This window comes from Corynebacterium marinum DSM 44953 (assembly GCF_000835165.1).
In the GTDB taxonomy this organism is placed as follows: domain Bacteria; phylum Actinomycetota; class Actinomycetes; order Mycobacteriales; family Mycobacteriaceae; genus Corynebacterium; species Corynebacterium marinum.
This window is the reverse complement of the sequence record NZ_CP007790.1, coordinates 948,453-974,999: the sequence shown is the minus strand read 5'-3', so window position 1 is coordinate 974,999 and position 26,547 is coordinate 948,453. Positions and strand designations below refer to the sequence as shown.

21 protein-coding genes are annotated in these 26,547 nt (G+C 66.3%); 8 read left to right on the top strand and 13 right to left on the bottom strand.

What is annotated here, in order from left to right:
- Positions 1-3: 3 nt before the first annotated feature.
- A complete protein-coding gene (locus B840_RS04735; protein ID WP_042621183.1) occupies positions 4-480 on the top strand; it encodes a hypothetical protein in 477 nt (158 codons plus the stop codon).
- A gap of 52 nt (positions 481-532) precedes the next feature.
- Here B840_RS04735 and B840_RS04730 read toward each other — a convergent pair whose 3' ends face one another.
- The 3 genes from B840_RS04730 to B840_RS04720 form a co-directional block, all read right to left on the bottom strand.
- Positions 533-2,329, bottom strand: coding sequence for a hypothetical protein (locus B840_RS04730; protein WP_042621182.1), 1,797 nt, complete (start codon positions 2,327-2,329; stop codon positions 533-535).
- 99 nt (positions 2,330-2,428) lie between these two features.
- The gene (locus B840_RS04725; RefSeq protein WP_042621181.1) at positions 2,429-3,358 is read right to left on the bottom strand and encodes a hypothetical protein; all 930 of its coding nucleotides are present in this window, start codon (positions 3,356-3,358) and stop codon (positions 2,429-2,431) included.
- A 123-nt stretch (positions 3,359-3,481) separates the two neighbouring features.
- Positions 3,482-5,674: a DEAD/DEAH box helicase gene (locus B840_RS04720; RefSeq protein ID WP_042621180.1), complete on the bottom strand. Its 2,193-nt coding sequence runs from the start codon at positions 5,672-5,674 to the stop codon at positions 3,482-3,484.
- A 190-nt stretch (positions 5,675-5,864) separates the two neighbouring features.
- Between B840_RS04720 and B840_RS04715 the strand changes: the two genes are divergently transcribed.
- From B840_RS04715 to B840_RS04695, 5 genes are all read left to right on the top strand, one after another.
- Entirely contained in the window at positions 5,865-7,280 is a 1,416-nt protein-coding gene (locus B840_RS04715) for an amino acid permease (RefSeq protein ID WP_084602794.1), read from the top strand.
- A 155-nt stretch (positions 7,281-7,435) separates the two neighbouring features.
- A complete protein-coding gene (locus tag B840_RS04710; RefSeq protein ID WP_268236876.1) occupies positions 7,436-8,050 on the top strand; it encodes a right-handed parallel beta-helix repeat-containing protein in 615 nt (204 codons plus the stop codon).
- Positions 8,051-8,306: 256 nt separating this feature from the next.
- The gene (locus B840_RS04705) at positions 8,307-8,705 is read left to right on the top strand and encodes a (deoxy)nucleoside triphosphate pyrophosphohydrolase (RefSeq protein WP_042621178.1); all 399 of its coding nucleotides are present in this window, start codon (positions 8,307-8,309) and stop codon (positions 8,703-8,705) included.
- A complete protein-coding gene (locus B840_RS04700; protein WP_042621177.1) occupies positions 8,702-11,638 on the top strand; it encodes a DEAD/DEAH box helicase in 2,937 nt (978 codons plus the stop codon). The genes B840_RS04705 and B840_RS04700 overlap by 4 nt, the downstream gene beginning before the upstream one ends.
- A 162-nt stretch (positions 11,639-11,800) precedes the next feature.
- On the top strand, positions 11,801-12,856 hold the full coding sequence (locus B840_RS04695) for a ParA family protein (protein ID WP_042622528.1): 1,056 nt from the start codon (positions 11,801-11,803) through the stop codon (positions 12,854-12,856).
- A gap of 71 nt (positions 12,857-12,927) precedes the next feature.
- Here the strand turns inward: B840_RS04695 and B840_RS04690 are convergent, their stop codons facing one another.
- The 6 genes from B840_RS04690 to B840_RS04665 all read right to left on the bottom strand — a co-directional run bounded on the left by B840_RS04690 (position 12,928) and on the right by B840_RS04665 (position 19,501).
- Positions 12,928-14,283 (bottom strand): NAD(P)-binding domain-containing protein, encoded by a 1,356-nt coding sequence (locus B840_RS04690; RefSeq protein ID WP_042621176.1) that lies wholly within the window; start codon positions 14,281-14,283, stop codon positions 12,928-12,930.
- 362 nt (positions 14,284-14,645) lie between these two features.
- Positions 14,646-15,845: an acyltransferase family protein gene (locus B840_RS04685; RefSeq protein WP_042621175.1), complete on the bottom strand. Its 1,200-nt coding sequence runs from the start codon at positions 15,843-15,845 to the stop codon at positions 14,646-14,648.
- A complete protein-coding gene (locus tag B840_RS13675) occupies positions 15,842-16,960 on the bottom strand; it encodes an ATP-binding cassette domain-containing protein (protein WP_042622527.1) in 1,119 nt (372 codons plus the stop codon). Before B840_RS13675 ends, B840_RS04685 begins: the two co-directional genes overlap by 4 nt.
- A gap of 2 nt (positions 16,961-16,962) precedes the next feature.
- Entirely contained in the window at positions 16,963-17,658 is a 696-nt protein-coding gene (locus B840_RS13670) for an energy-coupling factor transporter transmembrane component T family protein (protein WP_042621174.1), read from the bottom strand.
- Positions 17,658-18,458 carry a glycosyl transferase family 9 gene (locus B840_RS04670; RefSeq protein WP_042621173.1) on the bottom strand — a complete coding sequence of 267 codons (801 nt, stop codon included), beginning with the start codon at positions 18,456-18,458 and terminating at the stop codon, positions 17,658-17,660. Before B840_RS04670 ends, B840_RS13670 begins: the two co-directional genes overlap by 1 nt.
- 80 nt (positions 18,459-18,538) lie before the next feature.
- Complete coding sequence (locus tag B840_RS04665; RefSeq protein ID WP_042621172.1) at positions 18,539-19,501, bottom strand: nucleoside hydrolase; 963 nt, start codon at positions 19,499-19,501, stop codon at positions 18,539-18,541.
- A gap of 113 nt (positions 19,502-19,614) precedes the next feature.
- Here B840_RS04665 and B840_RS04660 point away from each other — a divergent pair, with 113 nt between their 5' ends.
- Both B840_RS04660 and B840_RS04655 read left to right on the top strand, forming a co-directional pair.
- Positions 19,615-20,871 (top strand): NRAMP family divalent metal transporter, encoded by a 1,257-nt coding sequence (locus B840_RS04660; RefSeq protein WP_042621171.1) that lies wholly within the window; start codon positions 19,615-19,617, stop codon positions 20,869-20,871.
- The gene (locus B840_RS04655) at positions 20,859-21,650 is read left to right on the top strand and encodes a putative hydro-lyase (RefSeq protein ID WP_042621170.1); all 792 of its coding nucleotides are present in this window, start codon (positions 20,859-20,861) and stop codon (positions 21,648-21,650) included. The genes B840_RS04660 and B840_RS04655 overlap by 13 nt, the downstream gene beginning before the upstream one ends.
- A gap of 107 nt (positions 21,651-21,757) precedes the next feature.
- Here B840_RS04655 and B840_RS04650 read toward each other — a convergent pair whose 3' ends face one another.
- The 4 genes from B840_RS04650 to B840_RS04635 are packed head-to-tail and all read right to left on the bottom strand — an operon-like array spanning position 21,758 to position 26,470.
- A complete protein-coding gene (locus B840_RS04650; RefSeq protein WP_042621169.1) occupies positions 21,758-22,378 on the bottom strand; it encodes a GntR family transcriptional regulator in 621 nt (206 codons plus the stop codon).
- Positions 22,379-22,388: 10 nt separating this feature from the next.
- Positions 22,389-24,134, bottom strand: coding sequence for an acetyl/propionyl/methylcrotonyl-CoA carboxylase subunit alpha (locus B840_RS04645; protein ID WP_229676579.1), 1,746 nt, complete (start codon positions 24,132-24,134; stop codon positions 22,389-22,391).
- Positions 24,135-24,146: 12 nt separating this feature from the next.
- Entirely contained in the window at positions 24,147-25,715 is a 1,569-nt protein-coding gene (locus B840_RS04640; RefSeq protein WP_042621168.1) for a 5-oxoprolinase subunit B/C family protein, read from the bottom strand.
- Positions 25,712-26,470, bottom strand: coding sequence for a LamB/YcsF family protein (locus B840_RS04635; RefSeq protein WP_042621167.1), 759 nt, complete (start codon positions 26,468-26,470; stop codon positions 25,712-25,714). Before B840_RS04635 ends, B840_RS04640 begins: the two co-directional genes overlap by 4 nt.
- Positions 26,471-26,547 lie beyond the last annotated feature (77 nt).

Sequence of the window (26,547 nt, the reverse complement as noted above, 5' to 3'; positions counted from 1 at the left end):
CGCATGACCACGATCCTGATCGCCCTGCACGTCCTCGCCGCCGTGCTGTTCATCGGACCGGTGACCTTCGCCGTCTCCACTTTCCATGTCCAGGCCCTGAACGCCCGCGGAGGTGACCCTCGCGCAGCCGGAGCCGCCCAGGTCCTGCACAAGCTGTCCAGCACCTACGGTGTGCTGGCCGCCCTCGTCCCGCTGCTGGGAGTGTCCGTCATGTTCACCAACCCGGCGTACTGGAGCCAGGGCCAGTTCCATGTCGCCCTGGCCCTGGCGGTCATCGCGTGGATCATCCTGCTGGTGCTCATCATCCCCCGTCAGAAGAAGATGATGGGCTCGCTCGGGCTTCTCGACGCCGCCGACCACGACCCCGAGACCGACACCCTCGCCGACGGCGAGTGGGTCAAGACGAAGAAGCAGCTGTCCATGTTCGGCGGCATCTTCTCCCTGCTGTGGCTGATCATGTTCGTGCTCATGTACGTCTAGGAACTGCCGCCCCATTCCCGAAGCCCCGCCACGGTGGGGCATTTTTCGTGCCTCAGCCGGGAAACCCGGAGAGCATGCTCTCCACCGTCGCGGCCGTCTGGTAGATCACGTCCCAGCGGAACTGTATGCCCTCTTCGCGGGTGAGGGCCTCCTCCAAGAGCGAAGCCGGGTGGTACTCCACCCCCAGGCGGCGGGCCGCCACCTCCGCCACCAGGGCGGCCTCCCATCCGCAGACGGGGGCGGTCCCCATCTCGTGGGTCAGGACGGAGGTGGCGATCATCCGGATCAGGCCGACGGTGACGCTCTCGCCCTCAACCTGGTCGACGGAGAAGCGCAGGTGCGTCACGTCCGGGTCGGCTGCCCCCGGGTCCGAGGTGGGAAGGCTGACCACGAGCCGGTAACGCCACAGGTTTCGGAGCATCTCCACCTCGCGCCAGGGAATGAGCTCCGCGAACTCCGCCAGTGCGGGCGCGTCCGCGGGGCCCGGCCGAAACAGCGCCACGTTGTCCGGTTCCGCCTCCGCCTCAGATTCGAGGGCGGCGAGACGGTCTGCCACCAGGACGTCATCCCGCAGGAAGTAGTGGGCTTCCCGTCCTTGCCCGCTCGGGACCAGCAGTTCCGCCGCCTCCGGGCGGGGCACCCAACCGCGGGCCCGCCACTCCTCCACCGACCGCAGCTCGATGGTGTCCAACCAGTCACGCCGTGAGGGATCACCGACCACGTCCGCACCCCAGCGGTGGTAGAGCTGGCTACCCAGTGCCAGCGCGGTGGACACCGGGAAGCGGCCGTTCCCGGCGACGAAATCCAGGAGCCAGCGCTCCGCGACCTGCCGCTCCCCCTCATCTCTTATCTCGTTCAACTCCCGGGCCACCTCCCGGTACGGGTCCTTCACCAGTAGACGGGGTGTGACCGGCGTCTGCCCGTCCGTCGTCCCGACCGGCAGCAGCGGATTCTGCTTCCCCTCCAGCAGGTCCTCCATGACCTGGGTGGTCTCCACCACCCTTCCCCAGTCAATGTCCTCCGGCACATCCGGTGCCCCGCGAACGTGTGGTTCGCCCAGCCCCAGGCGCCGGCCGACGATATGGCTCACCACGGCCACTTCCGCATCCGACACCTGCTCGACGGGGTTGCTCCGCCGGGGGATTCCTTCACGGCGCCCCTGGATCCAACTGCCCAGCAGGCGCGCCATCAGGCCCAGGATCAGAGGCATGGCCCGGGATCGCCCGACATCGGGGTGGATGAGGAGGCGGTAGCAGGCGTCCTCGCTCCGCAGCTGCGAGCACGGCCGGCAGCGCAGATGCCGGCCAGCCTTTTCGATCTGGCCCTCCCGAACGGGATCTACGTCTGCGGACCATTCGAGGACGGTGCAGATGCGCCACAGATTCGACAGCGCCACCCGCTCCCGTTCCCCCAGGTGGAAGGAGAACTCCGACAACGAAGGCGACAGCCCGAACGGGGCGGCCGGTTCCCGCGGAGAGAGATGGTCGATGGTGCCCACGAGCTGCTCGTCGACAAGTTCGACGTCGAAAAGCAGGAACATCTCCGTCCGGGAGCCGTCCAGATGCGAGAGCATCAGGGGCTGCGCGTCATCGGGCACCCGGTAACCGTCGGCCTGCCATTCGCTGCGTGTGGCGGGAAGCGGACGGGTGGTCCAGGTCTCCCCGAGGCTCTCCGTCAGAACGTCCGCCCCCCACCGGCTGAGCAACTGGCTTGCCGCCTGGGCCGCCGCAAACGCGGGAAGGCGGGGGTTGGCCACGAGGAAATCCACGAACCACCGCTTTACGAGGACCCGCTGCCCGGGCAGGACGAAGTGGTTGAGTTGCGCGTGGAACACGTCATAAACATTCACCGGAAACTCCTCATGTTAACTTGCTTCATTCCAGTGGACCATGCGCCCGGGACATGAATGTGCCCTACCCCGAACAAGAGCCCTATCCCACCCCCGGGGTCAATCGTTGACCTGATAGCGGTGCCCCAGCATCGCCCCCTCGACCCCATCAGCCACATCGTAAACCAGCGCCCAGCGCAGCTCACCGGGGGCGGGGAGCTCCGGTGAGATCAACCACCCCGCCGCCGCCCGCCCCGGCCGGACGTCCAGCCGCAGCCGCCGGGCGGCGAGCCAGACGGCGAGCTCCAGCTCCAGGGGGCTGGCCCAGTCGGCCCACTCGGGTTCCCCGCACTCCGGATCCTCGAGCGCCCCGACCATGTACAGGAGCAGCAGCTCGGCGGTCATCCTCAGCACCATGCCCATGATGTCCGGTTCGGCGGCCAGTGGGCTGATGTTGAGGTGGAAATAGATCTCTCCGCCGTAGGTTTCCGTCATCTCCGGGTCGCTGAGATCCAGGAAGAAGTCCACTCCCTCCGGCAGGTCGATGTCCCAGCGCACCAGGCCGTGGAGTTCGACCACCTTCCCCAGCATCGCCCGCTCGCGCTCCCCCAGGTGGCCGGCGAAGTCCTCGAACTCGGGCACCTCGAACTCCGGCGGGCCGACCTCGCGGTGCTCCACCGGTTCGATCCGCTCATCCAGCGCTGCGCCCGGGACGTCCTCCGGCAGGAAGAGCGCCACCTCGTCCCCGTGCGAGCCGGGCACGGCGAGGGGGCGGGCGAAATCCGCCGGCCACATCCCGCCGAAGGACCACTCGAGTTCCGTGCGCAGCGGAACCCGGACCAGCCGGTCCCAGGAACGCTCGTCCATGATGGCCCAGTACCCGTAGCGCCGCGCCAGTTGCTCGGCCACCACCATCGCCTGGAGGGCGTTGAGCTGGACGTTGACGGCGGAGAACTCGAGCAGCCACCGTTCTACCGCGGCGCGCCGCCGCGGCTGCGCGATGCCGCCGACCTCGTGGGCGGCCTCCAGGAGATGGTCCAGCAGATTCATGGGCCCATTCCAGCACACGCCCCCGACACCCGGCCGGCACCGACCCCCGCCGAGTCGAACAACGGGACGACAAAACCCCCGTCTCCTCCACCAGGAAGGAAACGGGGGTCGAGTCAGGTGGGACTAGTCGCGCCAGCCGCCGCCACGACCGCCACGGTCGTCGCGGTTGCCACGGAAGCCACCACGGTCACCGCCGCGATCATCGCGGTTGCCGCGGAAGCCGCCGCGATCGCCGCCACGGAAACCACCACGGTCACCGCCACGATCGCCGCCACGGAAACCACCACGGTCTCCGCCGCGATCGCCGCCACGGAAACCACCGCGCTCTTCACGCGGCGGGTGCACGGCACCGGCGTCACGCTCGATGTCGATGCGCTGACCGGAGATCCGGGTGTCGGACAGGCGGTCCAGGACGGACGGGTCCATGTCCTTCGGCAGCTCGACCAGGGTGTGGTCGACGGCGATGGTGATGCGGCCGAAGTCCTTGCTGGACAGGCCACCCTCGTTGGCCAGGGCGCCGACGATGGCACCCGGGCGGACGTGCTGACGCTTGCCCACCGCGAGGCGGTAGGTGGTGAAGTCGCCGTCACGGTCGGGACGCGGGGCACGCTCACGGCGCTCGCCGCGCTCCTCGAAGCGGCCGCCGCGGCGGTCGCCGCCACGGTCCTCGCGCTCGAAGCGGTCGGTGCGCTCGCGGCGGCGCTCCGGCGGGAGATCCTTCATGAGGAAGTCGGCGCCGGCCTGGGCCTGTGCGGCCAGGGCTGCGGCGATATCCTCCAGCGGGACGTCCTTCTCGTCGGCGTAACGCTTAATCAGCTTGCGGAACGTATCCAGCTGCTTGGATTCGAGCGCCTCGGTGATGGAGTCGGCGAACTTCTCCTTGCGGGCCTCGTTGACGTCGTCGACGGAGGGCAGCTCCATCTCGGCCAGCGGCGCGTTGGTGGCGCGCTCGATGGCCCGGAGCATACGGCGCTCGCGCGGGGTGACGAAGAGGATCGCCTCGCCGCTGCGGCCCGCGCGGCCGGTGCGGCCGATGCGGTGGACGTAGGACTCGGTGTCGTTCGGGATGTCGAAGTTCAGCACGTGGCTGATGCGGTCGACGTCCAGGCCGCGGGCGGCGACATCGGTAGCGACCAGGATGTCCAGCTTGCCGTTCTTGAGCTGATCGACGGTGCGCTCGCGCTGGTTCTGCGCGATGTCGCCGTTGATGGCGGCCGCGGAGAACCCACGGGCGCGCAGCTTCTCGGCGATCTCCTCGGTCTCGTGCTTGGTGCGCACGAAGACGATCATGGCCTCGAACTCGGTGACCTCGAGGATGCGGGTGATCGCGTCCAACTTGTTGCGGTGCGCGACGTTGATGTAGCGCTGCGTGATGTTGGTGGCGGTACGGGTCTCGGACTTGACCGAGATCTCGCGCGGCTCGTTGAGGTACTGCTTGGAGATCTTGCGGATGCCGTTGGGCATCGTCGCGGAGAACAGCGCGACCTGCTTGTCGTTCGGGGTGTCCTCGAGGATGCGCTCGACATCCTCCTGGAAGCCCATGTTGAGCATCTCGTCGGCCTCATCGAGGACGAGGAAGCGCAGCTTGGAGATGTCCAGGGTGCCCTTGGACAGGTGGTCGATGACTCGACCCGGGGTGCCCACGATGATCTGGGCGCCGCGGCGCAGGCCCGAGAGCTGAATGCCGTAGGCCTGGCCGCCGTAGATCGGCAGCACCTGGATCCCGCCGAGGTGATCGGCGAAGGACTGGAAGGAGTCGGCCACCTGGAGCGCGAGCTCGCGGGTGGGGGCCAGCACGAGCGCCTGGGGGGAGCGCTCCTTGGGGTTGATGCGGGCGAGGATCGGCAGCGCGAATGCGGCCGTCTTGCCGGTGCCGGTCTGCGCGAGGCCGACGACGTCGTTGCCCTGCATCAGGACCGGGATGGTCTGCGCCTGGATCGCGGAGGGGGTTTCGTAACCCACCTTCTTCACCGCGGCGAGGACGGCGTCCGGCAGGCCCAGGTTGTCGAACCCGTTGCCCTCGGTCTTATCCTCTGAGGCGTTCTTCTTGTCTGCTTCAGCAGTAGTTTCGTTGTCAGCGTTGTCCGGGACCTTGTTTTCGGTCTCAGAGTCGGCGGCCTCAGAATTATCCGCGTCCCTGGTGTCCATATCCGCCTGAGCCGGGACGTCGGGATCAATCAGATCCTCGACAGTCAGCGGCCCGGTGGAGGCGGAGACAGCTTGCGCTGCGTCACCCTGCGGGTTTTTCTGAAATTCCGACAGATTCATGTCATCCGGCTCATTTACGCCGCCGGTGGCGTTATCGGTGATGCTCATTGCCTGATCAGAGTACGCGACCTCGAGAGGAAACACCATTCTCACCGGGGTGTTCTACGTCGCATTCCGCTTATCGACGCCCCCTCCATCGTCCCCGCGCACCGGCAGATTCCGCCCCACCCTCGTCCGGGCGTAAGGTGTCACCTGCAAATCCCCCGTATCCGACACCTGTTCCGGCAAAGGATCATCCGTGACCGAATCAACTGCCGTCCCCGCCGCCGGACCCGCTGGGGCGAGGTCCACGACCGTCGTCAAGCGACAAGGCCTCAAAGCCCGGCACATCCATTTCATCGCGCTGGGATCAGCGATCGGCACGGGGCTGTTCTACGGCTCCGCCGGCGCGATCCAGGCGGCCGGCCCCTCCGTGCTGCTGGTGTACCTGCTCGGCGGCGCGGTGGTGTACTTCATGCTCCGCGCCCTCGGCGAGATGGCCGTGCACATGCCGGTGACCGGCTCCTTCGCCGAGTACACCCGTGCGCATCTCGGCGGCTGGGCCGGCTACATCACGGGCTGGATGTTCGCCTTCGAGATGATGATCGTCTGTCTGGCGGACCTCACCGCCATCGCCATCTACATGCGCTTCTGGTTCCCGGACACGCAGCAGTGGGTGTGGGTGGCGGCGACGCTGCTCATCGTCGGCGCCGCGAACCTGGCCAGCGTACACAGCTTCGGCGAGCTGGAGTTCGTGTTCACCATCATCAAGGTGACGGCCGTGGTGGGCATGATCATCGGCGGCGCCGCCATCCTCACCTTCGGCCTCGGCGACTCCGCCCAGAACGTCGGCCTGGACAACCTCTGGAACGACGGCGGTTTCCTCCCCAACGGCGTCGAGGGCATGATCGCCGCGTTCATCCTCGTGCTCTTCGCCTTCGGCGGAACCGAGATCATCGGCGTGGCAGGCGTCGAGGCCGAGGACCCGGAGAAGGCCATCCCCAAAGCCGTGAACACCGTCCCCGCCCGCATTCTGCTGTTCTATGTCGGCGCGATCCTGGTCATCCTGGCGCTGAACCCGTGGCGCACCATCACCGGTGAGGAGTCCCCCTTCGTCCAGATCTTCGACACCCTGGGCGTCAACTGGGCCGCAGCCCTGCTCAACGTCGTGGTCATCACCGCCGCACTCTCCGCCATCAACGCCGACCTCTTCGGTGCCGGCCGCGTACTCACCGGCCTGGCGAAGCAGAACCTCGCTCCGCGCGCCATGGCCCGCACCGTGCGCGGCATCCCCGTGATGACCACCGCCATCCTGCTGCTCACCCTCGTCCTGGGCACCATCCTCAACGCGATGCTGCCCGACCGCGTCTTCGAGATCGTCGCCTCGCTGGCCACCTTCGCCACCATCTACGTGTGGCTGATGATCCTGCTGGCGCAGGTCGCTTCTCGACGCCACATGAGTCCGGTGGAAGTGGCCGAGCTCAAGTTCCCGGTCCCTTTCTGGCCCTACGGCCAGTACTTCGCTATCGCCTTCATCATCTTCACCTTCGGCATCATGGCCTGGCTTGACCAGTACCACCTGGCGCTCGGCGTCGGCGTGGGCTTCCTGGTGCTGATGACGGCGCTCTACTACGCCACGGGGAGGCCGAAGGTGCAGGGGGTGGCTCGGGTTTAGGCCCTCGAACTGCGGGCTCTGCAGCCAAAGGGCGCGATCTCAACGAGGCGATCAACCAGACAAGTACACGCTCTCGAACATATGGAGCTTTCTGGCCGTGATCGCGGTGTTGAGAACGCGCCCTTTTCCGTATCCCCTACCTGTGACCGTCAACTATTCCACCGACCGGACCCGCATTCTTCACTTTCTTCGTCGAGGGCACGGGACTGACCCTCAAGGGACTGACGATCACCGGCGGGGCCCACGCCGTGCACCTCTCCGGCCCGGCTTCAGCCACCCTTGTCGACAACACCATCATCGACCGCGCCGGCGCAATCCACCTGGACAAGGACCCCACCGGGCAGATCGGCGGCAATAACATCACCGGCAACCTCGGCTACGGCATCAACATTCAGGAGAACTCCTACGCCCGCATCGGGTTCACCGCCCCCACCCGCGGACACCTGCCCGACATCATCAAGGACAACCAGGGCCCCGGGATCATCGTCAAGCAGTGGTCCGGTGCCTGGATATCCGGCAACGACATCTCCAACAATGCCGGCCACGGCATCCAGGTCGATCGCTCCTCCACCGCGGAGGTCTCCGACAACGAGATCAGTGCCAATGCCGGCGACGGCATCAACGTGGCCAACGGCTCGAGTGCCAACTTCGATCCGATCAACAACGAGGCCCCCTCCCAGATCAAGGGCAACACCACCAATACCCCCAACCGTGACTACGGAATGTCCTGCTCCACCGGCGGGCACCCTCAACGGGTTGAAGGGGGCTGAGCGTACCGACGGCGGCTGTGCGTCCGACCGTAAGTACGAGCAGTCGTTGATGGGGCTATCTTCCTAAAGGATTCGCCGCGGCTGGGCCTTGCTTTTCGACGCCCCCTTCTCTCCTGCGCACTACGGGAGGATGGGGTTGAAGTATCTAGACGCTTATCACCGACCCACGCGCGGGGCAGGACAAGTGATACGGAAAGAAAGGCCTGCTCACCGTGTTAGCATGAGCCGATCCAACAGTGTGAGCCGAGGAGCAGTGGTGAAGAAGCGCATTAACGTGACAGGGGCAGTTCTGACTGATGGCGACAAGGTCCTCGCAGCGCGGCGCGGTCCGGATAAAGCGCTTCCCGGTTTCTGGGAGTTCCCCGGTGGAAAGATTGAAGCCGGAGAAACCCCCGAAGAATCACTCGCTCGAGAACTGAAAGAGGAACTTCTCTGCCAGGCAGCCGTCGGCGACTACATCACTACTACTGAATACGAGTATGACTTCGGCATCGTCATTCTTTCTACCTACTTCTGCACCCTCATCGAAGGGGATCCGCAGCTCACCGAGCACGAGGAGATTCGATGGATTCCGGCCGCTGAGCTACACACGCTGAATTGGGCTCCCGCAGACGTTCCCGCGGTCGAGATCATTGCCGCGCAGCTCGGCGGATGAACCGCCTGAACACCCCGCTCGGACAGGACACCGCTTTTGGGTTTCTTGATGCCAGAACCCGATCGGATCAGCTTTTAAACCCGCTCCTCATCGCCAATAACGATGAGGAGAAGATGTTGCATGCGATTCGACAGGAACTGTCTCGAGCCAGTCACTTCATATTTTCCGTCGCGTTTATCAGCAGCCGCGGCCTTGCACTACTGAAGGAGGCCCTTCTCCAGTTCGAAGGAACCGGAGAAATCATCACCTCCAACTACCTAGACTTCAACGACCCGGCTGTATTCCACGAGCTCCTGCTCCTTGAAAACGTTCGAACCGTCATCCACGAAGACGTTGATCGTGGATTCCACGCCAAGGGATACATCTTCCACCGTGAAGACGGCATCACAGCGATCGTTGGAAGCTCAAACCTCACCGACAACGCTCTTCTGGTTAACCAAGAGTGGAACCTTCGCTTTTCTGCTTTCCCGGACGGCGACGTCGCCCTGCAACTGGAAGATGCAGTTAAACGGCAGAAGAGACGATCCGTCAAACTCACCGAAGAGTGGATATCCCGTTACGAGAAGAACCGCACGTTCCGCCCCGTTCTCGTCCCGGGTGGAGACTCTCCCGTCACAACACCTGCAGGGGGGCCGATCTATCCGAACGACATGCAGGCTCGAGCGCTCGAGGCACTTCGCGAGTGCCGAGAACTGGGGGAAGACAAAGCAGTCATCATTTCCGCCACGGGGACCGGAAAGACGATTCTCGCAGCCCTCGCTGTTCGTGCGGCAGAGCCAAAGCGGGTCCTATTCCTCGCTCACCGAGAACAGATCCTTAATAAGGCTAGGAGCGAATTCCAACGGGTCCTGGACAAAGATTCAAACCAGTTCGGAAAACTCGTCGGCAATACGCGTCAGACGGATCGAAAGTACCTTTTTTCCACAGTGCAGTCCCTGTCTCGCGAAACGGCTCTCGAGGCATTCCCCCCTGACGCCTTCGACTACATCGTCATCGATGAGGTCCATCGCGCAGGTGCTGACACCTATCGCAGAATCATCGACCATTTCACCCCGTCCTTTCTTCTGGGCCTGACCGCGACGCCCGAACGCACTGATGGTTTCAACGTTTTCGAGCTTTTCGATTACAACGTTCCCTTCGAGATCCGTCTGCACGAGGCGCTCGAAGAAAAGATGCTCGCACCTTTTCACTACTACGGTGTAACCGACTTCGTTAACGCAGAAAACGAGACGATCGACGATTTCGCTGAACTGGGAAAACTCATTGCCGAAGAGCGCGTAAAGCACATTCTCAAGATGCTTCGACAGTACGGCCACCCCCTTGATGTGAAAGGGCTAATGTTCTGCAGCCGGAAAGACGAAGCCGAGGAACTTTCTAGCTTGTTCAATCAGTCTTACCTCAACGATCGCCGGCTTCGGACGAAGGTGCTCACCGGCGAGGATTCGGCTGACAAACGCGACTTGGTTATCGAGGAGCTTGAGAACGGCGAGATCGATTACATCCTGACCGTCGATATCTTTAACGAGGGAATCGATATACCAGCGGTCAACCAGGTAGTCATGCTTCGCAGGACTCAATCCAGCATCATCTTCACTCAGCAACTTGGTCGAGGCCTTCGAAAAACGCCGGGTAAAGACCACCTTCGGGTCATTGACTTCATCGGCAACTATGCAAACAACTATCTCATTCCGGTTGCACTTTTCGGTGACAACTCACGGAATAAAGATTCGATTCGAAAGAACCTACTGGAAAGCAACTCTACAAACACCATCGCCGGCATTTCCAGCGTGAACTTCGATAAGATCTCTCAAAATAGAATTTTGGAATCGCTGAGCCAGGCGCGTCTCGTGGGGAAGCATATCTTCAAGAACGATATCAAGCAGCTTATAAACCGCTTGGGCCGGATACCGACGCTCTTTGACTTCGCTCGTTTCGACACGGTCGATCCGGTCCTCCTCGCATCGGCTTATGACAACACTTCCAAGCCGAAGAGTTATTGGCAACTGCTGAAAGATCTCAAGTTCGTTGATCTAGCACCCACGTCAGAAGAAGCAGCCTTCTTAACATTCCTTTCGGCGGAGATACTAAGCGGGAAACGGCCTCATGAACTCCTCTTGCTTCAGAAGCTCACTGCTAACGAGGTCGTGTCCCGGGAGGATTTTGTTAACCTCCTTGATACAAAGGGAGTGAACTCCGATGCCTTAACACTCCGATCTGTCGAACGTGTTCTTTCACTAGCGTTTTATACCGAGGCCCAGGTTAAGAAGTTTGGGGGCTCCCCGCTCATAGTCTCCGATGCGAGCGGATACCGCCTCAGCGATGATTTCCGCCGTCTCTATGAGAGTGAATCAGTCGACGACCGCATGCCCACGGAGATCTTCAAGAGCCACGTGGATGACATCCTCGAAACTGGCCTTTTCCTCTCGCGCGAGAGGGGTTATTGGTCAGGAAATCTCAAGGAAGGGTCAATGTACTCCCGGCGTGAAGTTTGCCGACTTCTCAACTGGCCGAGCAATCATGAAAGCACTCTGTACGGATACAAGCGGGACAATATCACTTCGACCTGCCCAATCTTCGTCACTTACCACAAGCATGCAGATGTAGCAGAAAGCACTAAATACGGCGACGAGTTCATTAGTCCTCAAACCATGCATTGGTATAGCAGGTCGAGACGCACCCTTATTAGCCCGGAACTGCGGCCGATCATTAACAATGAAGATGACCTCCACCTTTTCGTTAAGAAGGATGACGCTGAGGGGAACGATTTTTATTACTTGGGAAAAGTCGAGTCTCACAACCAGCAGGACGAGACGATGCCCGGCACTGACGGTAAGATGTTGAATGTTGTGACGATGAATCTTGATCTGCTCACCCCCGTCGAGCAGAGCCTTTACGATTATCTGACCAACAATGCCCCCTCCACTGCCTCGTGAATCCACTTTGGTCCGCGAAATGGGGTGAGGTGAGGACGCTTAGTTCTGAGTTGCCAGCGCCGGCGACGAGACTTACTAAGCCGTCAGTTACAGTTGGAGCGTCGGTTTGCTTTCTCAAACACGTAAAATAACTTCGCCCCAGGGTAGGTCATGTCCTCTAAAATTCGCACTCTGAGCTTCTTTAACAACAAGGGCGGCGTCGGTAAAACAACGTTGTCGACGAATGTCGCCCATGATTTCGCGGAGCGTGGCTACCGCGTCCTCTACGTCGATTGCGACCCACAGTGCAACGCGACGCAGCTGATGCTCACCGAAGACCAGACCGCCCAGATCTACGCTCCCGACAGAGACCCAGATAGTGCTTTGCGGCGTTCCCTGGCAAACACAGTGTACGGGCTTTTTATCCCCCTGCTGGAGGGCGAGCCGGAGATCGAGAAGAACATTCACACTGTTCGATCCGAGCGTTTCAAGGTGGATGTCCTGGCTGGGCACCCTTCCTTGTCCAAAATCGAGGACGTCATGAGCAATGCATGGCAATCTGCCCATGGCCGGGAGACAGCTGCGTTTCGACGCGTTCATTGGGCAGGCCAGCTAGCCACCGCGATGGAGGACCAAAATCGCTACGACATTATCCTGTTTGATGTCGGCCCGAGCCTGGGTCCCTTCAACCGAACCGTCTTGTTGGGTTGCGACGCCTTCGTTACCCCAACTGCTACCGATCTCTTCAGCTTTCACGCTTTTGACAACCTCTCCCGCTGGTTCGAGAATTGGGTCGCTGAATACAGCGAAATGCAGGAAGCTAACATCGCGGCTTGGAGACAGTATTCAAATAGCTTCGCAGAGAAATCCCGCACCCTTCGCCTTCACGGTCATGAAGGCCGTCAGCTCAATTACCTCGGATACACCACCCTTGAGTACATGAAGAAGAAGGCCGGCGGCGGCGAACAGCTCGTGGGCGCTTTCGAGCGATTCCGAGATCGTTTCCCGGAAGAGGCTCAACGTATCGCCAGTAGCTTGGGTCAGAAAGAGGATGAGTTCCTCCTCGGACATATCCCTCACATGCACTCCATGCCGGCGACAGCGCAGGATGTCCATTCCCCAATTGCCGGACTGGTTGGCAAAGACGGAGTACGGGGAACCCAGCTAAACCAGCGAGATGGGTACGTCGACAAAATAAAAAATGTTGCTGAGACGGTTCACAAACGTCTGATGTCCTAGAAAAACCTTCTCCCCCACCGCAACGATCTGCGGTGAGGGAGAAGGGGGCGTCGATAAGAGGGCGCAGCAAACTACCGGGGCTGAGCGGCCTCGCGGCCCTCCCAGATGTCGCGGACCTCGTCGCCCTCCGGGGTGGACAGGTAACGCTCGAGGGAGTCGTCGATCTCGAGCATCCACGGGGTGTGGTGCTGGGCGGCTTTCGTCCCCGTCATCACGGAGGTGTACGTGACGTCGCGGTAGTTGAGGATGTCCTCCTTCTTTGTGCGGCCCCAGCGCTTGAAGATCTCGGCGACGGTGTCCAGGTCGAACATCGGGTAGTCGGTCTGCTCGATGAGGTCGCGGATGTAGTCGGCCTGGAAGTCGATCTGGTCGTCGGAGTCCTTCAGGGCGTGGAAGCGCTCGAGCCAGGCGTCGATGGACGTGCGCTGCTCCTCCCGGGAGGGCAGCTCACGCTCGCCGAGGATGAGGTCGCGGACGTACCAGGCCTGGGCGTCGAACATGTTGAAAGTGAACCACTGGTCCTGAGCGCCCAGGTAGAACAGCTGGTTGTTGCCCTCCCAGACCACGCCGCGGTACAGGTTGGCCGGGTAGACGTTGTTCGGGGACTTCAGCGCCAGGTTGCTGGGCAGGAACGGGTAGTGGTGCTGGTAACCGGTGCACAGGATGACGGCGTCGAACGTGCGCTGCAGGCCGTTGATGAAGTACGCGGTGGACCCGTCGAACTTCTCCACCAGGGGCTGCTCCTCCATGCCCTCGGGCCACTCGTAACCCATAGGCGCGCTGCGGTAGGAGAAGGTGACGGTGCGGGCACCCATCTTGTAGGCCTGGGTGCCGATGTCCTCCGCGGAGTAGCTGGCGCCGATGAGCAGGACGTCCTTGTCCGCCAGGGACTCCGCGCCGCGGAACTCATGGGCGTGGATGATCTGACCCGGGAAGGTCTCCATGCCGTCGAACTCGGGCACATTGGGGAAGGTGAAGTGGCCGGTGCCCACGATGACGTGGTCGAACTTGCCTGATTCGGTCTCCCCGGTGCGCAGGTTCTCCACGTTGACGGTGAAGGTCTTCGAGGTTTCGTCGAAGTCGACCCAACGCACGGCGTGGGCGAACTTGACGTACTTCTTCACGTCGGACTTCCGGGCGCGGCCGTCAATGTAGTCCCACAGCGCCTCGCGCGGCGGGTAGGAGGAGATGGGGCGGCCGAAGTGCTCGTCGAAGGTGTACTCTGCGAACTCCAGACCCTCCTTCGGGCCGTTCGACCAGAGATTGCGGTACATCGAGGAGTGCACGGGCTCGCCGTACTTGTCGGTTCCGTTACGCCACGTGAAGTTCCACTGACCACCCCAGTCATCCTGCTTCTCGTAGCACACGATCTCCGGCATCTCGTGGCCCTTCTTCGCCGCGGATTCGAAGGCGCGCAGCTGCGCCATTCCGCTGGGACCTGCCCCGATAATTGCAATACGCTTAGTCAAGCATGCCTTTCCGGCCCGGCTACCCGGGCCCTGAAGGTCGACGTTCCGGGGCAGGGGCCCAGCCGGCGGGCATGCCGGGGGCGCCGAGCCGCGCCATACGCGACCTTCTTCAATTGTGTTTTCGTCCATGGACATATCGTGGCCTTCGGGGCGCACCAACCTTGCGCGCCCTACCGGGACAAGGACCAGAGGGGCCGCCGCTTACCCGCCAAATCTGAAGTGCACGGCGGCCGCTATTCATAACTGAAAGCTCTGAACCGGGCCACACCCAGGCGTTGAGGCTAACACATTTTCCGATTTAATGCACATTTAGGCGGACTTTAACCGCGCCCGGCGGGCTGGATCGGCGCATCCGGGGCCGGGCCCACCGCCCCCTCGATCACCCGGTGCACGCCCCATTCCAGCGGCCCGCGGCGGAAGCGCCAGCGCCACAGGGAGGCGAAGATGAGCAGGCCGATGAGCTGCGCGGCGAACACCCACAGCCAGTCGGGGTCGCCCATGCCCGGGTCGTCGAAGACGGGGGCGTCAGGGTTCCCCAGGCCGGGGAAGCCGGGCGAATCCGACAACGGCGTGTACATGCTCCAGCCGAAGTCACCCTTGGGCAGATAGGGCTGCGGCTGACCGCTGTAGATGTTGTGCAGGGAGACGAACGTCCCGTCGACCAGGGTGGTGATGATGACGTGGGTGATGTACATGGTCAACGACATCGATCCCATCGCCCGCAGCGGGTAGCTGGCCCACACCACGGCCCCCGCGCGGCAGACCAGGAGGCAGAGCCCGATCACGGCCATGGCGGCGCCCGCGGAACCGGTGACGTCCAGCAGCCCGCCCGTGTGCGGTTCCCCCTGGAGGTAGGCGCCGAACTCGTTGAGGATGTCGTTGGGACCGACGCGGAACCCGGTGAGCTCGATGATCAGTTGGGTTGCCCCCAGCAGGGCCAGGCCGAGGGCGGCGAGCCAGACGGGCCGGACTACCCCCGAAGGTTCGGCGGGAGATGTGGCGGGGCGCACCACCACGCGGTGGATCAGCAGCCCCACCAGCGTGTACGCCAGCCAGGCCAGGAGCGGATAGGCCCCGACGAGCAGGTCCGGCAGGAGTTCATCACTCCAGGTGAGGGTGAAGACGTTCTCCGCCGCCACGAGCAGGGGGCCGGCGACCACCAGCACGCCCAGCAGCACCCCGAGCCGCCGGGTCGACCATGTGACCACCGGGGTGAGCAGCAGGTAACTCACGCCGATTGCCGTGAGCACGACCAGGATCCCGGACTGCAGCGCCGCCAGCACCACCCCCAGCCCGGCCAGGATCACGCCCCGGAGGATCAGCCGGAAGCGGGTGCGCAGCAGGTCCCCCGCGCCATCAGCCACCCCGCGGGAGATGATCCCCATGGACACGCCCGCCAGGACCGCGAAGAGCACCGAGGGATAGCCGTCGGTCACCGGATTCTTCGGGCCGATGTGGGCTGCCATCATGCCGATGATCGCCAGGGCGCGGGCCAGGTCCAGGCCATGGATGCGGGTCATTGATCCAGGTTAAGACAACTCACCCGCGCGTACCGGGCGACCTCCCCCATGAAGTCCGCATCGTGGCACGTGATCACCAGCGCGGTCCCGGCGCGCAGCTGCTCGGCGATGAGCCCGTGCATGACCCCGCGTCCGCGGTGGTCGAGGCCCACGTCCGGTTCGTCGGCGAGCAGGACCGGTCGCCCGAGCCCGGCCACGGCGAGAAACTGCGCCAGCCGCAGGTCGGTGGCCCCCAGGTCCAGGGGGTGTGCGTCCGGGTCCAGGCCCAGCGGCTCGCCGGCCCGGCCGACGAAACCGCGCACCGTCGTGTCCACCACCTGGTCACCGGCCCGCTGCAGCATCAGGGCCACCGGGATGTGCGTACCCGGCGCGCCGTCCAGCCCCGCGATGGCGCGTAGCAGCGTCGTCTTGCCCGAGCCGTTCGCCCCGCGCAGCCACAGCACCTCGCCGGGCGCCACCCTCACGCCCACCGGACCGACGTTGAACTCGCGGGCATCGGGGCGCGGGAACTGCCACCAGCGGCGTCGGCCCGCACCCCGCCGGCCGGTCACCGACCCCAGGTCGAGCACTGCCCCGCCCTGTCCGACGGGTTCGGGGAGCTGCAGGTCCGGCGGGGTGAGGGGGGCGTCGGCAAGCGGGAGGACCTCGCCCGGCAACAACGGGTGGGGGCGGTTGCCCAGGACGATAACGGCGGTGTGAGGAAGCTGCCGGCACAGCGCGAGGAGCTGCTCCGCGGAGGTGTCGTCGAGGCCGGCGAAGGGATCATCCAGCACGAGGATCTCCGGCTCAAGCACCGCGACCGCGGCCACCGCCAGGCGGCGGGTCTGCCCGCCGGACAGCGCGGCCGGGTCGGCCTCCGCGAGCTCACTCAGGCCCACCAGCTGCAGGATCCGGTCGACGCGGCGTTCCATCTCCTGCCTGTCCACCCCCCGCTGCTCCAGCCCGAAGGCAACCTCCTCCGCAACCGTCTCGCGCAGGAAGGTGATGTGGGCGAGGGCGTCCTGGCTGACCACGCCGACGTGCCGGTGCTCCCGACGCAGCTGCTCCGCCAGGCGAGACAGGCCCTGGCCGGACCCGCCGATGACCTGCACGATCGACCCGGCGGAAAGTTCCATGATCACAGCAGCACCGCCACGACCGCGGCCACGGGGATGAGCACCCGGGCCGCTTTCTGCGCGGGGCTGTCCGGCACGGCGCGCAGGACGGTGCACCGACCCGGCAGATCCAGCCCGGCGGTCTCCAGGGCGGTGGATTTCTGGGCGTTGGCGGTGAGCAGCTGCGTCATCACCGGGACCACCATCCGGGGGATGACGTTGCCGGCGTGGACCCGGCGGCCGGCCAGGCGGTTGGCGTCCCGGACCACCTCCACCGTGCGCCGGCCCTGCGGCAGGAGTTGCAGGGACGCGGCGACGATATAGGCCACACGCGGGCCCAGCGGGCTGACCTGCAGGGCCTTCGCCAGATCCGGCACCCGGAGGAAGGCGGCCGCCGCGAGGAGGGAGGCCATGAGCGCCGTGAAGCGGGCGGCGAGCTCCCCGGCGGTGACGAGGCCCTCGATAGTGAGCAGCGGCGCGATACGGTGTGTGCCGTAGGGGGCGTGAATGAGCAGCATCGACACTGCGGTGGGTGCGGCGAGCAGCACGGTCGTGGCGATGACCGCGAGGTTCCGGGTGCGCCATGTCCCCACCGCCAGCGCCACCACGGTGACCGCCACCGAGAACTGCCAGGTGTTGACCCCCAGCACCAGGATCCACGAGCTCAACCCCGTGACCAGGGCGGTCAGGGGGTTGAGCGGGGCCCGGGGTCCAGGCATCAGGGCCGCACCCCGACGGCACGCTCCTCCGGTGCCCCAGCCGCCTGCTCCTCCCCGCCGGGACGCAGGGACCTCAGCGTGCGCTTCGGCAGCGCCTTGACCGCGGCGAACACGATGGCCAGAACCGCCAGCTTGTCCAGCGGGTCAGAGATGAAGGACTGCATGGTCACCGAGCCGATGAACGAGTTTCCCAGCTCGCGGAACAGCGACACGATCGCGCCGGTGCCCACGCCCGCGGTGCCGCCGTAGACGAACGCCGCCACCGGGGCGGCGAGTGCGCCGCAGATCAGGCCCAGCAGCAGACCGGAGACGACGAGCCTCCAGATCGTCCGGAACGCACCGGCCCGGATGAACCAGCCGGCCAGCCACCCGGTCGCGCCCGCCACCGCCGCGAACGGCAGCGCGGCGGGGTTGAGCAGGCCCCACACCACGGAGCTCAGCGTGCCGGTGGCCAGGCCCGCGACGGGGCCGGCCAGAGCGGCAACCAGCACCGTTCCCACCGAGTCCAGGTACAGCGGAAGCCCCACCGCGCCGACGACCTGGCCGATGACGATGTTGAGCACCAGCGCCACCGGGATCACCGCAATGGTGCGGGCCGGCAGCGCGGGCAGGGTTGCGGCGAGCAGCAGTGCCGCGCCGCCGACATAACCGGCGAGCGTGATCAGGGCCTGGGTGGAGCCGCCAACCGAATCCCAGTCGCTGGGGCGGGCGATGACCAGGTAGAGCCAGGTGGCGGCGACCAGGGCGGCGCCGGCGACAGCCAGGCCGCGGCGGGCGGGGGTGAGGTGAATCTGTGACATGGGTGTCCTCGGGAGGGTACGGCGTGGGTACGGGGCCCCGCCCTATGTCACCTCGGACGGGCTCTCACACTCCGCAGAGTCTAACGGACGGGCCACCGGGCGGCCAACGTGCGGGTGGCCCGGGTGAGTTCGGCGTGGGCGGCGTCGATGTCGGCAGCAGTGACCAGCCGGGCGTTGTGGGAGCGGTGCCAGTGCCCCCGCAGATCCGCCACCGAGGTCCCGCGCATCAGCGGGCTGTCGGCCTCCACGGCGATGGTGGTGGACAGGTCCTCGTACGGGACCGTCCCCAGGGCGATCATGCAGGTGAGCAGGTCATGGATCTGCGCCTGGTAGCCCTCGCCCTGCGCGTGGTGGAACTCGAAGTAGAAGCGCAGGACGTCCGCCAGCTCCCCCGCGATCGGCGTGCCCCCCAGGTCCTGGACCAGCCGGGTCAGCCGCGCCGGGTCGATGAGGAACTGCTCGGTCACCTCCAGCGAGCACAGCCGGATGCCGGCCGCGGGCGGATCCCCGAAGACCTCGGCCGCGGCGTGCGGGTCCACCCAGAAGTTCCACTCCGCCGTGGGTGTGGTGTTGCCGCGGTAGTTCACGGCCCCGCCCATCACCGTCACCCGCCGCAGGCGGGCGTAGTGCTCCGGGTGGCTGTGCCGGAAGGCCGCGAGGTTGGTCAGCGGTCCGGTGACGATGAGCTTCAGGTCCGGGTGCTTGTCGACGCCCCCCTCCCACACCGCCGCCCACTCCCCTTCCGGCCCTTCCGGTGCCGCCGGTACCTCGAGGTACCCCAGGCCGGTCGGCCCGTGGGTCTCGGGTGTGGTGGTCAGCTCCACGTGGCGGGGGCCGGGCCGGCCGGGGAGCACGGGGGCGTCGATAAGCAGCAGGTCGAGCACCCACCGGGCGTTGCCCGCGGCCTGCGTGGCGGTTGTGTTGCCGGCGGTGGTGGTCACCCCGACGATCTCGATCTCGCCTAGGTGGTGGAGGGCGGCGAGGTAGATGAGCGCGAGGGTGTCGTCGATGCCGGGGTCGCAGTCGATGAGGACGGGGGTCATGGGTGTCGAGGATATATTCCCACCGCCCCCTTTACTGATTGTTGAACAATCGCATACAATGCTCCACATCACATCCGTCAATGACGTACGTCACGAAAGGTAGGGCACATGTGATGAGCCACTCATCCTCCGGCACGGCCCCCGACACTGCCTCCGGCAGCACCACCACCGTCGCCGCGAAGTCCGCCACCCGGCGCACCGCGATCCTCGGCGCCATGTTCCTCATGGCCACCAGCGCCATCGGCCCCGGCTTCCTCACCCAGACCAGCGTGTTCACCGCCCGGATGGGCGCGGCCTTCGCGTTCGCCATCCTGGTGTCGATCCTCGTGGACATCGCCATCCAGCTCAACGTCTGGCGGGTGCTGGGCATCTCCGGCATGCGGGCCAACGAACTGGGCAACACCGTCGTCCCCTACCTCGGCTGGGTCATGGCGGCCTTCGTCTTCGTCGGCGGCGCAGTCTTCAACATCGGCAACATCGCCGGCACGGGCCTGGGCCTCAACGCCATGCTCGGACTGGACCCGCGCATCGGCGGTACGATCTCCGCGCTCATCGCCATCTTCGTGTTCATATCGAAGAAGGCCGGCCTGGCACTGGACCGCATCGTGGTGGGCCTGGGCGCCGTCATGATCCTGCTCATGCTCTACGTCGCCGTGGTCTCCTCCCCGCCGGTCGGCGAGGCGCTGAAGAACACCGTCATGCCCGAGGAGGTCGACTTCCTGGTCATCACCACCCTCATCGGCGGCACCGTCGGCGGTTACATCACCTTCGCCGGCGCGCACCGCATGATCGACAGCCGACTCACCGGCCCGGAACACCTCAAGGAGATCACCCAGGGCTCGGTGCTGGGCATCATCGTCACCGGCATCATGCGCGCGCTGCTGTTCCTCGCGGTCCTCGGCGTCGTCGCCGCCGGCGTCACCCTCTCCCAGGACAACACCGCCGCCGACGCCTTCTACAACGCCGCCGGCGAGATCGGGCTGCGTCTCTTCGGCGTCGTCCTGTGGGCCGCGGGCCTGACCTCCGTCATCGGTGCCTCCTACACCTCCATCACGTTCGTCACCACGCAGAACACCGCCCCGCGCCTACGCACCATCCTCACCGTCGCCTTCATCGCGGTGTGCGCGGTAGCCTTCCTGCTGCTCAACGCCGCCCCGCAGGCTCTGCTCATCTTCGCCGGCGCCTTCAACGGCCTGATCCTGCCCATCGGTTTCGCCGTCGTCCTCTGGGTCGCCTGGCGCCGCACCGACCTGCTGCAGGGTTACCGCTACCCCAAGTGGCTGCTGGTCATCGGCGGCCTGGCCTGGGTCCTCACGATCTTCCTCGGCTACAAGTCATTCTCCGGAATCGCCGCGCTGTGGGCGATGTAGACGCCGCCGGACTGACTCCGGCCCAGGCCCGCGCCCTCTTCCGGACGGGCACGATCACCCCCACCTCCGGCTACTCCCGCGGCTACGCGCAGGCGAACCTGCTCTCCCTGCCGAAGGAGGACGCCTTCGACTTCCTGCTGTTCGCCCAGCGCAACCCCAAGCCCTGCCCGCTGCTCGGCGTGCTCGAACCCGGCCAGGTCACCTCGCCGCTGCTCGAAGGCGGTGACATCCGCACCGACATCCCCTCCTACCGGCTCTTCCGCGACGGCGAGCTGGTCGACGAGGCCCCCGACGCCACCGCCTGGTGGCGCGGGGACATGGTCTCCTTCCTCATCGGCTGTTCCTTCACCTTCGAATCAGCTCTGCTGGACAACGGCGTCCCGGTCGCCCACATCACCCAGGGACGCAACGTGCCCATGTACCGGACCACCATCGACACCGTCCCGGCCGGACGTTTCGCCGGTCCGCTGGTCGTCTCCATGCGCCCGGTGCCCGCCGACCGGGTGGCCGACGCCGTCCGCATCACCTCCCGCTACCCGGCCGTCCACGGCGCCCCGGTGCATGTGGGGAATCCGGCCGCCATCGGCATCCACGACCTCTCCACCCCCGACTTCGGCGAGTCCGTGGCGGTGGCCGAGGGTGAGATCCCCGTCTTCTGGGCGTGCGGCGTCACCCCCCAGGCGGTGGTCATGTCCTCCCGTCCCGCCCTGGCCATCAGCCACAGCCCCGGTCACATGCTGGTCACCGACGCCCGCGACCTGGAGTACCAGGTTCCGTAGGCTGGCTGGGCCCGGCGAAGCTGGTTGTCCCCGGTGCATCTGCGCCGGGGACAACCAGCTTTGCAGGGTCCAAGGGGTCCGAGGAGGGCCGCGGGCCTGACAGCCGGTTACTCCCCCAGGATCTCCTGCACCCGCCGCCCGGTGCGCACGAGCGAATCGTGCAGCACCGTGGCGGCCTCGTCGTAACAGCCCGCCGACATCAGCTCCACCACGTGCCGGTTGACCGGCACGTAGTCACCGTGGAAACCGGGGTCCTTCCGCAGCACCTGCAGGAACACCAACCGCATCTGGGCCAGCAGCCGGTCCATGGTCTCGTCCAGGGTGGCCGACCCCATTCCCGCCACGAGCTGCCGGTGGAACTGCTGGTTCGCCAGCGCGACCTCCCCCGCCCGGCCGGCGGCCAGCGCAGTCTCCGCGCGGCCGACCACATCGGCGAGCCCGGCGACGTCGTGGAGCTGCCCCCAGGCGATCGCCGCCGGCTCGATTGCGGCGCGGGCGAGGTAGAGGTCACGGACGTCGTCCTCGCCGAGGGAGGCGATGAACACCCCGCGGTTCCTGATCCGGACCACCACCCCGTCGGCGATGAGCATGGCGAAAGCCTCCCGCAGGGTGTTGCGGGAGACGTCCAGGCGCTCGGCCATCTCCGACTCGATGAGCTGCTCCCCCGGCTCGAAGTCACCGGCGGAGATCGCCTTCCGGATGGCACTGGCAGCAGAGTCGGCACGCATGGCCTAGATCTTAGGAGATGGTGGCCAGCACGGTCCCCCGGGTGAGCTTCTCTCCCGGCTGCACGGCCAGGGAGATGGTCCCCGCGCGAGGTGCGACAACGACGGACTCCATCTTCATCGCCTCGACGCTGGCCACCGGCTGCCCCTCGGCCACGGTGTCACCCTCGGCGACCTTCCAGGCCACCAGCGAACCGGCGAAAGGTGAGAGCACCGCGCCCTCCGTGGCGGGTGCCGGCGCCTCCGCGTCGGCCGAGGCCGGAGCCGGAGCCGGAGCCGGAGCCCCTGCCCCGCGCCCCAGGAAGCCGACGGGGATGCCCACCTGGTGGAGCCTCCCGTCGATCTCGATGACCAGGGTCTCCCGCTCCGTGTAGGAATGCTCGATGTCCTCCACGCCGGTGGTGCGTGCGGGGGTGTACTCGGTGTCCACCCAGTTGGTGTAGACCCCGAGGTGATCGCCCGCGAAGGCGGGGTGCTCGACCATGTCGCGGTGGAAGGGCACGACGGTGCGCACGCCGGAGATCTTCAGCTCTGCCAGGGCGCGGGCGGCGCGTCGCAGGGCGACGGCCCGGTCGGGCCCCCAGACGATGAGTTTGCCCAGCAGGGAGTCGTAGAAGCCGGGGACCTCCGAGCCGGAACGCACACCGGCGTCGACACGGATGCCCGGCCCGGTAGGTGCCTCGAAGACGCTGACGGTGCCCGGGCTGGGCACGAAACCGTGGGCGACGTCCTCGGCGTTGAGGCGGAACTCGAAGGCGTGGCCGTGGGGCGCCGGGTCCACGTCGAAGCTCAAGCGTTGACCGTCGGCGATGCGGAACTGCTCGGCGATGATGTCGATGCCGGTGACGGCCTCGGTGACCGGGTGCTCCACCTGGACGCGGGTGTTCACCTCGAGGAAGGAGACGGTGCCGTCCTCGGAGACGATGAATTCGACCGTGCCGGCGCCGACGTACCCGGCGCGGGCGCAGATGCCGCGGGCGCCCTCGATGATGGCCTCGTTCTGGGCCTCGCTGAGGAAGGGGGCGGGGGCCTCCTCGATGAGCTTCTGGTAGCGGCGCTGGGTCGAGCAGTCGCGCGTGCCCAGCACACGGACATTTCCGTGGGTGTCGGCGAGCACCTGCGCCTCGACGTGGCGGGGCCGGGTGAGGAACTTCTCCACGTAGCATTCTCCCCGGCCGAAGGCCTCCCGGGCCTCGCGTCCGGCGGAGGCGAAGGCGTCCTCGATATCCTCGGCCCGGTGGACGACCTTCAACCCGCGGCCACCGCCGCCGAAGGCCGCCTTGATGGCGATGGGCAGGCCGAATTCCTCGGCGAAGTCCCGCGCCTCCTGCCAATTCTCGATCGGGTCGGGGGTGCCCGGAGCCAACGGGGCGCCGGCCTCCATGGCGATGCGTCGCGCGGCCACCTTGTCCCCCAGGGTGTCGATGTTCTCCGGGGTGGGGCCGATCCACGTCAGACCCGCCTCCCCGACCGCGCGGGCGAAACCGGAGTTCTCGGAGAGGAAGCCGTAGCCGGGATGGACGCAGTCGGCGCCGGCGCGGGCGGCGACGTCGAGAAGCGCCGCCATGTTGAGGTAGGTCTCGGCGGAAGTGGAGCCGGGCAGCGCGTACGCCTCATCGGCGATGAGCGTGTGCAGGGCGCCGGCGTCCGGCTCGGAGTAGACGGCGATGGAGCGGATGCCCAGGTCACGGGCGACCCGGGCGATGCGCACGGCGATTTCGCCGCGGTTGGCGATGAGGACTGCATGCAGGGAGGTCACGTGTCCTTCTCCTTAGATGATCGGGGTGAGGGTGTCGGGGTCGACGGGGATGAAACGGACGGTGCCGCCGGGCGGGAGCTGCCCCGCGACGTCGAGGTCCTCGGCGATGACGGCGGCCACCACCGGGTAGCCGCCGGTGACCGCGTGGTCACGCAGGAAGACAACGGGCAGGCCGTCCGCGGGCACCTGGACGGCGCCGGCGATGATGCCCTCGCTGGCCAGCTCGCCCCCGCGGGAGCGGGTGAGCGGATCGCCGTCGAGGCGCAGGCCCACCCGGTTGGATCGGCCGCTGACCTCCCACGTCCGGGAGGCGAGGTTTTCGACGCCCCCGGCGAACCAGTCGTCCCGCGGGCCGGGCACGCAGCGCAGCTCGGCGTGGGTCACTCCGTCGCGGAGGCCGACGCGCAGCGGGTTGGCCACCGTGGTGCCCGTGGTTCCCCGTGCGCGGAAGGCCCCGCTGAGGGTGCCACCGGTGACCGGTTCGGGGCCCAGCCCGGAGAGCATGTCCGTGGCTGCCGACCCGAGGACCTGCCCGGCGGTGAAGCCGCCGCGCACCGCCAGGTAGGAACGCAGGCCCAGTGTCGCGGGCCCGACGATGACGGTCTCCCCGGCGCTGATGAGCGCGGGCGCACCCAGGGCCACCGGGCGTCCGCCGACCGTGGCCGGCGCCTGCGCCCCGGTGACGGCGACGACCGTGTCCACCAGCGCACGGAGCTCGAGGCCCCCGATGTTCTCCAGGACGGCCAGGGAGGATTCGTTGCCCACGGCCGCGTTGGCCGCGCGTGCCGACGCCCCGTCCGCCGCCCCGGACTCGGTCACCCCGAGGTCGCCGTTGCCCGGTCGTCCCAGGTCCTGCAGAAGGGTGAGCAGGCCGGGGTCCTCGACCCGCATGACCGGCCGGGAGGGCGGGGCCGACTCCACGGACCGCCGCACAGAGCCGGTGACCTCGACGTGCTCGCGGACCGCCCGGTAGGCCACCCGGTCACCCGGCGCGATGAGCGCGGGCGGGGTGGCGGAGGGGTCCCACATGGGCGTGGTGGTGGTGCCGAGGAGCTGCCAGCCGCCCGGCGACTGCCGTGGATAGACCGCGGAGAAACCGCCGGCCAGGCCCACCGCACCGGCGGGCACGGCCGTGCGCGGCGAGGGGCGGCGCGGCATGTCGAGGGCATCCGCCGGGTCCCCGGGGACGCAGTAGGTGAAGCCCGGGGCGAAGCCGCCGAAGGCCCCCACCCAGCTCGTCCCGGTGTGCCAGGCGACGAGCGCCTCCGGGGACATGCCGACCAGGCGGGCGGCCTCGCTGAGGTCCTCGCCGTCGTAGACCACGTCGACCGTCACCTCGGTCGCCTGCCCGGCCTGGAACGGGGCGGGCGCGAAGGTGCGGAGGGCCTCGGCCGCCCGGCGCGCGGCGCGCGGCGACCCGGTGTTCACCAGCAGGGTGCACGCCGCGGCGATGACGTCGATCTGCCCCGGCAGCGGAGCGCGAGTGAGCTCGGCGTGCCACGCCATCACCGTGGTCAGGTCGGGGAGGTCGACCAGGACGGACCGGGATCCGATGCGGTGGATGCGGGGAGCCGTGGTCACAGGGAGCTCCGGATCTCGATGCCCCGGTCGCGGAGCCGGTCGACGATCGACTGCGTCATGGCCACCGACCCCGGCGAATCACCGTGCACGCACACCGACATGGCGTCCACCTTGAGCTCCGTGCCGTCGACCGCCGTGATGGTGCCCTGCTCCGCCAGCTGCAGGACGCGCCCCGCGACGAGGTCGGGGTCGGTGATCACGGCCGCCGGGTCCCGGCGCGAGACCAGCGTGCCGTCGGGGTTGTAGTTGCGGTCGGCGAAGGCCTCCGCGATGACCATCATCCCGGCCTTCTCCGCGTGGTGCACCGCGACGCCGCCGGGCAGCAGCATCACCGCCAGGTCGCCGCCGAAGGCACGGATGCCGTCGATGACGGCCTGCGCCTGCTCCTCGTGGTGGACGATGGCGTTGTAGAGGGCGCCGTGCGGCTTGACGTAGCGGATGGTGGTGCCGTGCTTGCGGGCCAGCGCCTCGAGGGCGCCGATCTGATACAGGACCTCGTCGGCGAGTTCGTTGGGGGCGTACTCCATGAAGCGGCGGCCGAAACCGGCCGCGTCGCGGTAGCCCACGTGGGCGCCGACGGTCACGCCGCGCTCGGCCGCCGACTCCACCGTGCGGGCGATGTCGTGGGGGTCCCCGGCGTGGAAACCGCAGGCGATGTTCGCGCTCGACACGAGCTTGATCATCGAGGCGTCGTCCGCGACGGGGTTACCGGCGGTGGTCTCGCCGAGATCGGCATTGAGGTCGATGGTGGCCATCTCACGCTCCTTCAAGGATTGTTGAACAATCTTGAGTGTAGCGCCCTCTCGGTGAAAAGTGAAGTGGATCATAAAAC